This is a genomic window from Vibrio agarivorans, assembly GCF_030409635.1.
Classification (GTDB): domain Bacteria; phylum Pseudomonadota; class Gammaproteobacteria; order Enterobacterales; family Vibrionaceae; genus Vibrio; species Vibrio agarivorans.
In genome coordinates this window covers 19,571-32,125 of sequence record NZ_JAUFQF010000004.1, presented here as the reverse complement: position 1 = coordinate 32,125, position 12,555 = coordinate 19,571, and the positions used below count along the sequence as shown (strand labels likewise).

Annotated in this window: 8 protein-coding genes; 3 read left to right on the top strand and 5 right to left on the bottom strand. The window is 45.8% G+C overall.

Translation table 11 applies throughout. The features are described from left to right. Positions 1-16: 16 nt before the first annotated feature. Both QWZ05_RS08525 and QWZ05_RS08520 read right to left on the bottom strand, forming a co-directional pair. Positions 17-886, bottom strand: a complete 870-nt coding sequence (locus QWZ05_RS08525) for an ion transporter (protein ID WP_264875099.1) — start codon at positions 884-886, stop codon at positions 17-19. A gap of 189 nt (positions 887-1,075) precedes the next feature. After that, on the bottom strand, positions 1,076-1,714 hold the full coding sequence (locus QWZ05_RS08520) for a YchE family NAAT transporter (RefSeq protein ID WP_264875100.1): 639 nt from the start codon (positions 1,712-1,714) through the stop codon (positions 1,076-1,078). Positions 1,715-2,390: 676 nt separating this feature from the next. Here QWZ05_RS08520 and adhE point away from each other — a divergent pair. Continuing rightward, positions 2,391-5,090 (top strand): bifunctional acetaldehyde-CoA/alcohol dehydrogenase, encoded by a 2,700-nt coding sequence (gene adhE / locus QWZ05_RS08515; protein ID WP_264875101.1) that lies wholly within the window; start codon positions 2,391-2,393, stop codon positions 5,088-5,090. 775 nt (positions 5,091-5,865) lie between these two features. Here the strand turns inward: adhE and QWZ05_RS08510 are convergent. From QWZ05_RS08510 to QWZ05_RS08500, 3 genes are all read right to left on the bottom strand, one after another. Continuing rightward, positions 5,866-7,107: an outer membrane protein transport protein gene (locus QWZ05_RS08510; protein WP_290297953.1), complete on the bottom strand. Its 1,242-nt coding sequence runs from the start codon at positions 7,105-7,107 to the stop codon at positions 5,866-5,868. 255 nt (positions 7,108-7,362) lie between these two features. Beyond that, complete coding sequence (locus tag QWZ05_RS08505; RefSeq protein WP_290297951.1) at positions 7,363-8,085, bottom strand: DUF3379 family protein; 723 nt, start codon at positions 8,083-8,085, stop codon at positions 7,363-7,365. Next, positions 8,078-8,641 (bottom strand): sigma-70 family RNA polymerase sigma factor, encoded by a 564-nt coding sequence (locus QWZ05_RS08500; RefSeq protein ID WP_290297949.1) that lies wholly within the window; start codon positions 8,639-8,641, stop codon positions 8,078-8,080. The genes QWZ05_RS08505 and QWZ05_RS08500 overlap by 8 nt, the downstream gene beginning before the upstream one ends. 447 nt (positions 8,642-9,088) lie before the next feature. Between QWZ05_RS08500 and fadI the strand changes: the two genes are divergently transcribed. Beyond that, on the top strand, positions 9,089-10,414 hold the full coding sequence (fadI, locus tag QWZ05_RS08495; RefSeq protein ID WP_264875106.1) for an acetyl-CoA C-acyltransferase FadI: 1,326 nt from the start codon (positions 9,089-9,091) through the stop codon (positions 10,412-10,414). Further along, complete coding sequence (gene fadJ / locus QWZ05_RS08490; protein WP_290297946.1) at positions 10,414-12,525, top strand: fatty acid oxidation complex subunit alpha FadJ; 2,112 nt, start codon at positions 10,414-10,416, stop codon at positions 12,523-12,525. The genes fadI and fadJ overlap by 1 nt, the downstream gene beginning before the upstream one ends. Positions 12,526-12,555: the final 30 nt, after the last annotated feature.

Sequence of the window (12,555 nt, the reverse complement as noted above, 5' to 3'; positions counted from 1 at the left end):
GCTTTGATGTTCGCTCTTAATCTGTGTCTTTTTCTTGCTTATTGTCGATCGGCACGACACGCTGGTCAGGGTCTGCCAACTCACTACCGCAATATTTACAGAATAAGGCTTCCGTTTCATGCCCGGCTTTAGAGCAGTTTGGGCATTTCACCAATTGCCGGTGTGACTTCATTTCATTGTTGAGCTCTGCGGTAATGATGCCTGTCGGCACTGCCAAGATCGAATATCCGAGCAACATAGTTAGAGAGGCGATGGTTTTACCAAGCCCGGTTTGCGGCACAATATCACCATAGCCAACGGTTGTGATGGTGACGATAGCCCAGTAGATGCTTTTAGGAATGCTGGTAAAGCCATGCTCTGGCCCTTCAATGACATAGATTAGAGAGCCAAAGATAGTGACCAAAATGCCAACCGTAGAGAAAAAGATAAACACTTTTCTTCTCGCCATCAGCAGACTGCGTAGCAAGATATTGGAGTCTTGAAGGTAGCCAACAAGGCGCAAGATTCGAAAGATGCGCATGATACGCAGCATTCGGATCACTACCATATATGATGCACCCGGTACGAACGGAGCAATATAGGTGGGCAAAATTGCAAGTAGGTCGACAATGCCGTAGTAGCTTCTTGCATATGCGGTAGGTTGGGGTGAGCAGTAGAGCCTGACGAGGTATTCAATCGTAAATAAGGCGGTAAACCCGAGCTCAAAAAAGTGGAGCGCGGTACCGTATGAGTCTTGAATCTCAGGAACAGATTGAGCAACCACGACAACCAGTGATAGCAGGATCGCAATCAGGAGCGCGATGTCGAAGGCACGACCAGCGGGTGTGTGCGTGCCGAATATGATGACGTACAGGCGATTTTTAAGAGGATGAGAGTGTTGTTCCATACTGAATCCGTTCAAGCCACTGATCGTGTTTACTTATTCAGTATGATACCCATCTTGACGGTTACAAGTCATTAACCAAATTCGTCTCGGTCTGTATGTCCCTGTTTACTTGTATATCTCTATCTTGTTGTGCGCTTCCATTAATAAGAGCCTCTATCAACGAGAGACAGAGACGATACAAGCAAAACGCTACATTAGCCCCGGGAACAGATTACGTAGACCGTTAGCAATAAACTCGATACCCAAAGCGCCTAATATTAAGCCCATGATACGAGTAATCACGTTGATACCTGTTTGCCCGAGGAAGCGTACGATCAGTGGCGCAGAGCGAAATAGCAGCCAAGAGCTTAGACAGAAAGCGATAACCGTTAGTGCAATGCCAACGGTTTCTAACAGCCCTGGATAACGGGAGCCGTAAACAATGGTCGAGCTGATCGCACCTGGGCCTGCCATTAGCGGCATTGCTAGGGGAACTACGCCGATCTGCTCACGGCTTACATACTCTGACTTTTCTTGTTTGTTCTGTTTATCTTCACCAAGCTTACCGCTCATCATTGAAAATGCGATGCTCAGTAACAGCAAGCCGCCAGCGACACGAAACGAATCTAAGGAAATACTGAACATATCCAGCAAGACCTGACCGGCAAGTAAAGAGATGATCAGAATGATGGCGACAGCCACATTCGCTGTTTTGGCGGTTTTGTGTTTTTCTTCTAATGTCATATGTCCGGTTAAAGAAACAAAAACCGGCATGATGCCAACCGGGTTGACGGCAGCCACTAAACCAAGAAAAAACTGAAGAAAGATAGCGATTTCGATGCTTTGCATGATGGCGTTCAATCCAAAAAGTAAATGAGCGAATTTGAGCGCCGCTAATGTAGGGCTTTTCAGGAAAAATTACGAGCAAAAAACACACATTCTCTGAGGTATTTTATTCCTCAACATGAATTTGTCATCAATGACGGTAGAGATAAGGAGTGCTTGTAAAGGAGTGGTGTTTTTTTTGTTGTACCAATCTTGTGAAGTTGCAAACAAACCCCATATAAAAACTAGCGAGTTGGATAAAGATCCTTATACTCAAGTGGCACGTAAATGCTGTGGATGTGTTAAAAATTGTTCAATTATGAAAGTTTTTTTCATTTTGTGTGGTTAAACTTTCAGCGCGCAACTGTTCGGTTGTTTTTTATTCACATTTATTTTTGCGTTAAAGTATTTATTAATCAGTAGTTTAGGTTGTGAATTAGAGCGGTTGTAACCCTAACGGGGTAATTAATTTTTCATAACTGATCTGAGTCAATTTATTTCACACCTTGAAACATTATACTCAGTCTCGAAAGCAATTTACTAAGCCTACTGATTAACAAACGGTTGACTTGGTGGTCATTGAAACGTGGGGGCGTGACAATGACTGTACTTTCACTGCAACGTGGGGGCGGGGCAGTGAAACAAGAGCAGTAAGCTCAATAAATTAGCTTTTACATTTTATTATTTTAGGAGATTTTCTATGCCTGTAACCAATCTAGCTGAACTAGACGCTCTAGTCGCACGCGTTAAAGCAGCTCAAGAAGAGTTTGCTACTTTCTCACAAGAGCAAGTAGACAAGATCTTCCGCGCAGCTTCTCTAGCAGCTAACCAAGCACGTATCCCTCTAGCGCAACAAGCGGTAGAAGAATCAGGTATGGGTATTGTTGAAGATAAAGTTATCAAGAACCACTTCGCTTCTGAGTTTATCTACAACAAATACAAAGATGAAAAAACATGTGGTGTTCTAGAAGAGGACGACAACCTAGGTACTATGACTATCGCAGAGCCAGTGGGCATCATCTGTGGTATCGTACCAACAACTAACCCAACTTCGACAGCGATCTTCAAATCTCTAATCTCTCTGAAGACTCGTAACGGTATTATCTTCTCACCACACCCACGCGCTAAAAACTCTACGAACGACGCAGCTAAGCTAGTTCTAGACGCAGCAATCGCAGCGGGTGCACCAAAAGACATTATCGGTTGGATCGACCAACCTTCAGTTGAGCTATCTAACGCTCTTATGAAGCACGATGGTATCGCTCTTATCCTTGCAACTGGTGGTCCAGGCATGGTTAAAGCAGCTTACTCTTCTGGTAAGCCAGCAATCGGTGTAGGTGCAGGTAACGTTCCAGTAGTTATCGATGAAACAGCTGACATCAAGCGTGCAGTTGCTTCTATCCTAATGTCTAAGACTTTCGATAACGGCGTTGTATGTGCTTCTGAGCAAGCAGCTATCGTTGTTGATGAAGTATATGACGAAGTTAAAGAGCGTTTCGCTTCTCACAAAGCTTACGTATTAAGCAAAGCTGAAGCGGACAAAGTTCGTAAAGTTCTTCTAATCGACGGCGCGCTAAACGCGAAGATCGTTGGTCAACCAGCTCCAGCAATCGCTGAAATGGCAGGTGTTAAAGTTCCAGCAGACACGAAAGTTCTTGTTGGTGAAGGTCTAGGTAAAGTATCGATCGATGATGAGTTCGCTCACGAGAAACTTTCTCCAACTCTAGGTCTATTCCGTGCAGACAACTTCGAAGACGCAGTTGCTCAAGCGGTAACAATGGTTGAAATCGGCGGTATCGGTCACACTTCTGGCCTATACACTAATCAAGACACAAATGCAGACCGCATCCGTTACTTCGGTGACAAGCTAAAAACTGCACGTATTCTTGTAAACATCCCTACAACTCACGGTGGTATCGGTGACCTATACAACTTCAACGTTGCACCGTCTCTAACTCTAGGTTGTGGTTCATGGGGTGGTAACTCTATCTCTGAGAACGTAGGTCCTAAGCACCTAATCAACAAGAAAACTGTAGCGAAGCGAGCTGAAAACATGTTGTGGCACAAACTACCTAAGTCTATCTACTTCCGTCGTGGTAGCCTTCCAATCGCTCTTGGCGACCTAGAAGGTAAGAAACGCGCATTCCTAGTAACTGACCGTTTCCTATTCAACAACGGTTACGCTGATGACGTAGTACAACTACTGAAAGCACAAGGTATTGAAGTACAAGTATTCTTCGATGTAGAAGCGGATCCAACACTGTCTGTTGTTGAGAAAGGCGCTGAAGCAATGAAGAGCTTCCAACCTGACGTAATCCTAGCTCTAGGTGGTGGTTCACCAATGGATGCAGCTAAGATCATGTGGGTAATGTACGAGCACCCAGAAACTCACTTCGAAGAACTAGCAATGCGCTTTATGGATATCCGTAAACGTATTTACAAGTTCCCTAAAATGGGTCAAAAAGCTGAGCTTGTATGTATCACTACAACATCTGGTACGGGTTCTGAAGTTACTCCATTCGCGGTTGTTACTGACGACAAGACTGGCGCTAAGTACCCACTAGCTGACTACGAAATCACGCCAAACATGGCTATCGTTGATGCTAACCTAGTAATGAACATGCCTAAGTCTCTAACAGCATTCGGTGGTTACGATGCAGTAACTCACGCTCTAGAAGCTTACGTATCTGTTCTTGCGAACGAGTACTCTGACGGTCAAGCTCTACAAGCACTTAAGATGCTTAAAGAGTACCTACCTTCAAGCTACGCGAACGGTGCAAACGACCCAATCGCTCGTGAGAAAGTACACAACGCAGCAACTATCGCTGGTGTAGCATTTGCGAACGCATTCCTAGGTGTGTGTCACTCAATGGCTCACAAAATCGGTGCTGAATTCCACCTACCACACGGTCTTGCTAACGCACTACTTATCTCTAACGTTGTACGTTACAACGCGAACGATAACCCAACTAAGCAGACTGCATTCTCTCAATACGACCGTCCACAAGCACGTCGTCGTTACGCAGAGGTTGCTGACCACCTAGGCCTAAGCCAAGCTGGTGACCGCACTGCTCAGAAGATCGAGCGTCTTCTAGCATGGTTGGATGAGCTAAAAGTGAACCTAGACATCCCAATGTCTATCCAAGCGGCTGGCGTTGCTGAATCAGACTTCGTTGCTAAACTAGACGAGCTATCTGTTGAAGCGTTCGATGACCAATGTACTGGTGCGAACCCACGCTACCCACTAATCTCTGAGCTGAAAGAAGTTCTACTTGCTTCTTACTACGGTAAAGCTTTCGTTGAAGGTGAAACTTTCGAAGGTACAACTGTAATCAAGAAGAAAGCAGACCAAGAAGCTTCTAAAGCGCCTAAAGCTAAAAAAGAAAAAGCTGAAGCGTAATAGTAAGATTCAAGCTATGAGATAGGTGTTCGCTAGCACGATAACTTATCGGAAAAGATTGAGACCCCAGCCGTACGGTTGGGGTCTTTTTTTGTTTTGGGAGTAGAGAAGGAATACAGAGTTTAGAGTTCAGAATGACTTTGCTCCTCCCCCTTTTCAAGGGGGAGGCCGGGAGGGGGTTAAAAGAACTAACGGCAATCGCAGTGGCTAGCGTGTGTTGAAAAGCAGCTTTAACCCCACCCTAACCCTCCCCTTGAAAAGGGGAGGGGACTAGAGCGGCAACTGTACTTGTTGGTTGTATGTGGAATGCCAAAAAAGCGCGTCATATTGAACTCGATTCAATATCTACTCCAAGAAATCGCAGGCGTCGAGGCGCGCGGCAAGGAGATTCTGAGTTCAGAATCACGGCGGGTGGTGCTTTGCTCCTCCCCCTTTTTCAAGGGGGAGGCCAGGAGGGGGTTAAAAGAACTAACGGCAATCGCAGCGGCTAGCGTGTGTTGAAAAGCAGGTTTAACCCCACCCTAACCCTCCCCTTGAACAGGGGAGGGGACTAGAACGGCACTTGTTGGTTGTACACTGAATGCTCAAAAGTGCGTCATATTGAATTCGATTCAATATCTACCCCAAGAGATCGCAGGCATCAAGGCGTGTGGCAAGTAGATTCTGAAACACAGTAGGTGGGGTGGGCGTGGGGAAAATTGCTTGGAATGCAGAAACAAAAAGGGCCGGAAAATCCGACCCTTTTGATTTAATACCAACTAAGTTGTTATTTGAATTAGAAGCTACGGCTGTATTGCAGACCTACTAGGATTGCGTCAGCGCGTGTTGTTGCCGTGAGTACAGGAGTATCACCAACAAGGTATTCTTCTGCATTGGTGTCCTTACCGATTAAGTAAGTGAAACCAAAGTCAACGTTAGATTTTTGGTCAATGTGGTAAGTGAAACCCGCAGATAGCCATTGACGATCTGAGTCAGGAACTGAAATAGATGTTAGCTTATCTTGTGCACTAGTGTCATACATATAACCTGCACGAAGTGTCCAATCAGAGTTCAGGTAGTAAGTACCACCAAGTGCGTAATGCCAACCATCTTGCCAATCATAGGCTTTGCTATATGAACCGCCGCCTGGTATGCCTACAGGAGAATCAGCAGGGTTTAGGTTACTAAACTCAATTTCATCAAATGCACTCCAACCGATCCACTGAACGCTGTAGTGCACAGCAAATTGAGTATCCTCAATACGGTGGTAACCAGAAAACTCGGCAATATCAGGAAGAGCTAAAGAAATCTCTTGTCCTTTGTCATCTTTCGCATCAAATCTTGGACTGTAGCGGTACGATAAGCCGAAGCGATTATTTTCGTCTAGCTCGTAAACGGTACCAACGTTGAAACCTACGCCCCATCCATCAGCATCTTCAACCTTTAAGCTTGTCACGCCATCTGGTGCGCCAAGTTCTTGAGCTCCACGAACAAATGTACCTACACCATAAATAATGTCTAGACCTGCACCAAAGCTCCACTGCTCATTTAAGCGATATGAACCTGCAATACCTAAGTTACCACTTTTAACGTCAGTTTCGCCACCAAATGCCGAGTGTTCGAGTGCGCCTTTAAATTCCGTTCTAGTTCCGAAGTTTGAGTAGGCATTAATACCCCAAGCAAACTTATCGTTAATTGGCATGATGAAATGGATATTAGGAGCTACAGAAGTACTACCGACATCATCATTACCAGCAGTTGGTCCTATACCTGTGTAGTTAACATTTGAAACTTCGATATCTGTAATAATCGCCTCAAAACCCAACGACAACTCAATAGAATCAAATAGTGCCATAGCCGCAGGGTTACGTGCCATTACAGATGCGTTATCAGCGATAACTGCATCACCCGCGAATGCGCGGCCGATACCTGTTGCAGATTGTGCGTTTAGCTGGAAACCAGCAGCGACAGCTTGTTGTGAAGCCAGTGCGACCGTTACGGCTACCACTGATTTTTTAAACAGACGCATGTTTTTCATTTGCTTTTCCTTTTCACTTTGCCTCTATCGGGCAGTTTGTTGAGCTTTAGCTCTTTTGGTGGCTAATCCTAGTCGGAAGTATAGATTATAGAAATCCGACCATTGGCTAATATTGGCGAAAATTTATAGAAATGACGTCTATCTGGCACGAAAAGGTAGGGAAATGGCAAAAATTAGAGTTTTGACTCTATAAATTTGAGACAAAAAACGCCTCAAAAGTAGTTTGAGGCGTGAAAAGTTGTAATAAACAACGAACTACATAGGTTTGAGTATATACTCTATATTTTCGGCGATTTTAGCGACATCTTCACCTAAATGAGCCACGATGATCATGCTTGAGTTCTCAAGCGGCACGACCATACCTTTCATTTTGTCGTCTTTGAAGTCTTCGCTGGTGCCGGGCTGATTAGTGATAAACACCGTCACTCGGCCATGCTCGCCTTTTAACACCGCGTGAAAGGCATTACTGGTGCCGAACGAGCAGTGGTTCAAGTAGTAGACATGGTAAGGAAATTGACGATCCACCTGATAGTGAAATGGCACTAACTTAGCGTTGATCTGCTCGACCGATGAACTTTCATCTAGCGATGCAATAAAGTCTTTCTCACCATAGAAATAGGCCAGCGCCGTTTGGCTCAAACTCGCTTGTGCTTGAGGAACGAACACGTTACCCCAGTTGATTTGCCCGGCGAGTAGACCTGCCATAAAGGCCACGGAGGCTGCCATAGAAACCATGCGCTTGGTAAAGGTAGGTCGAACGACTTTTGTCTCTTCCTCTAAGGCTTGGTTTAACAGTATTCTTTCCGCTAGATCATCAGGTACATCAACGTTCATTGTGTCGCTGATCTGTTTGTCTAGCTCTAACACATCGTCAAGAAACTTAGCGTTGCTTTCGGTGTTGCGTGTCGCTTCCATGATATCGACGTCACGAACGTTTGGTTCAGTCAAAACTCTGCGACGAAACTCTAACTCATCCATTGCTCATACCTCGGTTCGATGTGGATGCATCCACTTTCTCTTTTAACTGATTTCGGGCGCGAAAAAGGCGTGTCATCACGGTATTGGTATTGAGTTCCAATATCTTTCCTATCTCGTCGCCGCTAAACCCCCCAACGACCTGTAAATAGAGTGGTTCGCGATACTCCTCATCCAAGGTCATGATCTGCTCATGCAGCCATTGTGTTTGGTGATGGTTATCGTCAGAGGTCTTTGCCTCTTGACTGTAATCGTCGATATCCACTAGGTCGAACTGTTTACGTTCAAAGCGTCGAGCATTCTCTCGGCGCAGGATCGTAATCAGCCATGATTTCGCTGCTTTGTCGTCTTGCAGACTATCTAACGACTTCCATGCACGCATGAACGCCTCTTGGACCACATCTTCTGCAATGGTTGGATCTTTACACAACCAGTAAGCATAACGATATAGGTCCTTGTGATAGGCTCTGACGAGCGCTTCGTACTTTCTTTGCTTGTCCATATCCCTATTGACCGAGGTAGTGGACTTTTTCTTTCCGAAAAATTCAATAATCGCCACAAGCAATACCCAAATGTTGGCTCAGAGGGAATAATCCCACTAAAAATTGATCTACTTCAAAATCTTATACCTGAATGGCTTTATAGTACACCTTGTCATCTAGTTAGTTCTCTGAGCTAACATGTTGAGCAAGATGACACTTCCTTTTGAAGGCTGACTTTACTTTCTCCTAATCAGGAAACTGATTATTTTCAATTGGCGTAAGTTAATTGTTTTATAGATTCCGACCACACAGACTTGTGTGGTTTTTTTTTGCCTAAATTTATTATTGAGTGTTCGCTCAATAGTAATTCATACACTAGCTTTAAACACATACTGCACTTTTTCTCTCACGCTATCCCCTCTGATTTCGTTGCCAATATCACGTTTATTTAAACGCTCGTTTGATTCTGTTAACATTCTCGTTACACTGTTCAGGTCAGACCTCTATAACGGAAGGAATCCTACATGGGCAAGTCGCACACTTCGCAGCAGCTCAACCTGCAGACTCGCTCCGGTGAACGCATCGCAGTCGTCGCCGGGCTTCGTACTCCCTTTGCTCGGCAGAGCACTGCTTTTACTGATGTACCCGCCGTCGATCTCGGCAAAATGGTGGTATCTGAAATGATGTCACGTGTCGATATCGATCCAGCCTTGATCGACCAAGTTGTGTTTGGTCAGGTGGTACAAATGCCAGAAGCGCCGAATATTGCACGAGAGATCGTATTGGGCACAGGCATGAACATTCATACCGACGCCTACAGTGTGTCGCGTGCATGTGCGACCAGCTTTCAGTCGGCGGTGAATGTCGCAGAGAGTATTATGTCGGGTGCGATTGATATTGGTATCGCTGGTGGGGCAGATTCGTCATCGGTGTTGCCGATTGGTGTGTCGAAAACGCTGGCAACCAACCTATTGGCTTTGAGTAAAACTAAAACCATCACGCAAAAACTCAAACTGCTGCAAAAGCTCTCCTTTAAAGACTTGATGCCAGTTCCTCCGGCCGTTGCAGAATATTCTACCGGCTTATCTATGGGGCAAACCGCTGAGCAGATGGCAAAATCTCATGGAATCAGTCGTGCAGAGCAAGACGAACTTGCTCATCGTTCGCACTCACTGGCAGCTCAAGCATGGGCGGATGGAAAAATTCAAGGTGAAGTCATGACCGCTTTCCCTGAACCCTATAAACAGTGGATTGATGAAGATAACAACATCCGAAAAGACTCCACCATTGAAGGCTATGCCAAATTAAGACCCGCGTTTGACCGTCAGTTTGGCTCAGTCACTGCGGCGAACAGTACGCCACTGACTGATGGCGCAGCCGCCATTATGTTGATGCGTGAAGGGCGTGCAAAAGAGCTGGGCTTAGACATTTTGGGTTACATCCGCTCTTACGGTTTCTCTGCGATTGGTGTTCACGAAGATATGCTAATGGGACCATCTTATGCCACACCGATTGCGCTCGATCGTGCGGGTGTCACCTTGTCCGATTTAACCTTAATTGATATGCATGAAGCGTTTGCCGCTCAAGCCCTATCAAACGTGAAGATGTTTGCCAGTGAGAAGTTTGCCAAAGAGAAATTAGGCCGTAGTCAGGCCATTGGTGACATTGATATGGATAAGTTCAACGTACTTGGTGGCTCTATCGCTTATGGACATCCATTTGCGGCCACAGGGGCAAGAATGATTACTCAAACACTACGTGAACTGCAGCGACGTGGTGGTGGTTTGGCACTGAACACAGCGTGTGCCGCTGGTGGATTGGGTGCGGCAATGGTGTTGGAGGTAGAATAATGACCACTCAAAATGCATTTTCTTTAACGATTGATGAGCAAAAACTCGCTTGGCTGACCATTGACGTTCCCAATGAAAAAATGAACACTTTGCAAGCAGCCTTTGCTGATGAAATGAGTGATGTGTTTAACCAGTTGGGTGAGCACAACGACTTGAAAGGTTTAGTGCTTAAATCAGGCAAGCCAGACAACTTTGTGGCAGGTGCAGATGTACGTATGCTCGCAGCATGTCAAACTACTCAAGAGGCACAAGCTCTGGCGAGCAAAGGCCAAGAGATGTTTCAGCAGCTCTCTGACTTACCATTCCCAGTGGTGGCGATGATTCACGGGCCTTGCTTGGGTGGAGGGCTAGAGCTCGCTCTGGCGTGTGACTATCGCGTGTGCAGTGACTCAGATGCGACCCGTCTCGGATTACCAGAAGTTCAACTCGGGTTATTACCGGGCTCTGGTGGTACACAACGCTTGCCACGATTAATCGGTTTACTCCCTTCGCTGGATTTGATTTTAACTGGTAAACAACTCAGAGCGAAAAAAGCGAAAAAACTTGGGGTTGTTGATGCGAGTGTCCCTTTAAGCATTCTTGAAGATGTCGCATTGCAGATGCTTGAGAAAGGTAAGCGTAAAGCTGAGAAAGTGTCTAACAAAGAGAAGCTGATGTCGGGTACCGGGCTCGGACGCAAGATGATCTTTGAACAAGCAGCCAAGAAGACACGTGCTAAAACACGGGGGAACTATCCTGCGGCAGAGGCAATACTGGACGTGATTCGTTTCGGGCTAGAGAATGGCCTCAAAAAAGGCCTTGAAGAAGAGGCTAAGCGTTTTGGTGAACTGGTGATGACGCCTGAATCTGCGGCGCTACGCTCTATTTTCTTTGCCACTACCGAGATGAAAAAAGAGAACGGTTCAACCGCAGAGCCCGTCACAGTCAAACAAGTGGGTGTGCTGGGTGGTGGCTTAATGGGCGCGGGCATTGCACATGTGTCGGTCGCCAAAGCCAAAGTACCCGTGCGGGTTAAAGACGTATCGAATGACGGTGTGTTAAATGCGCTGCGTTACAACTATGAGTTGTTCGCCAAGCAACGCAAGCGTCGAATTCTGTCGAAAGCGCAAGTTCAGGAAAAAATGTTACAGATTTCGGGTGGGACAGAATTCACTCGTTATCAACGCATCGACATGGTGATCGAAGCGGTATTTGAAGATCTTGAATTGAAGCAGAAGATGGTTGCAGATATTGAAGAGAACACGAAAGATAGCACCGTTTTTGCCACCAATACCTCCTCATTGCCAATTGGTCAAATCGCAGAGAAGGCGCAGAGACCAGAGAATGTGGTTGGCTTGCACTATTTTAGCCCTGTAGAGAAGATGCCACTTGTCGAAGTGATCCCTCATGATGGCACTTCGGAAGAGACTATCGCAACGGTGGTCAAATTTGCCAAGAAACAGGGCAAGACGCCAATTGTGGTTAAAGATAAGGCCGGTTTCTTTGTCAACCGTATCTTAGCGCCATATATGAACGAAGCAGCAAACGTTTTAATGGCGGGTGAGCCTATTGAGCACCTTGACGATGCCTTGTTGAACTTTGGTTTCCCTGTCGGTCCAATCACTCTGCTTGATGAAGTAGGTGTTGATATCGGCGCGAAGATCATGCCTATCATGGTCAAAGAGCTTGGGCCCCGCTTTGAAGGGCCAGATGTGTTCGATACGTTACTGGACGATGATCGTAAAGGTCGTAAGACAGGCAAGGGTTTCTATACCTATAAAGATGGCAAGAAAAAGGGTGTCGATGAGTCTGTTTATAAGTTGCTTAACCTAACGCCAGAGAAAAAGCTGTCGGAGAAAGAGGTATCACTACGCTGTGTACTCCCTATGCTCAACGAGGCTGTGCGTTGTTTAGATGACGGGATTATCCGCTCACCGCGTGATGGTGATATCGGCGCGATTTTTGGTATTGGATTCCCTCCGTTTTTGGGTGGGCCGTTCCGTTACATGGACAAGATTGGCTTGCCGCAGTTAGTCGAATTGATGAACGAGTATGCTGAGAAATATGGCGATAGATTTGCTCCTTGCGATGGTTTATTAACCCGTGCAGGCAACAATGAGACCTTCTACTGATTAGCAAACAGTGTCTGATAAGTCACTGAA

Excerpts from the sequence above, each read along its gene's own strand:
- QWZ05_RS08505 (WP_290297951.1), bottom strand. The coding sequence starts at position 8,085 with ATGGATGAGTTAGAGTTTCGTCGCAGAGTTTTGACTGAACCAAACGTT.
- fadJ (WP_290297946.1), top strand. The coding sequence starts at position 10,414 with ATGACCACTCAAAATGCATTTTCTTTAACGATTGATGAGCAAAAACTC.
- fadI (WP_264875106.1), top strand. The coding sequence starts at position 9,089 with ATGGGCAAGTCGCACACTTCGCAGCAGCTCAACCTGCAGACTCGCTCC.
- QWZ05_RS08520 (WP_264875100.1), bottom strand. The coding sequence starts at position 1,714 with ATGCAAAGCATCGAAATCGCTATCTTTCTTCAGTTTTTTCTTGGTTTA.
- QWZ05_RS08510 (WP_290297953.1), bottom strand. The coding sequence starts at position 7,107 with ATGAAAAACATGCGTCTGTTTAAAAAATCAGTGGTAGCCGTAACGGTC.
- adhE (WP_264875101.1), top strand. The coding sequence starts at position 2,391 with ATGCCTGTAACCAATCTAGCTGAACTAGACGCTCTAGTCGCACGCGTT.
- QWZ05_RS08525 (WP_264875099.1), bottom strand. The coding sequence starts at position 886 with ATGGAACAACACTCTCATCCTCTTAAAAATCGCCTGTACGTCATCATA.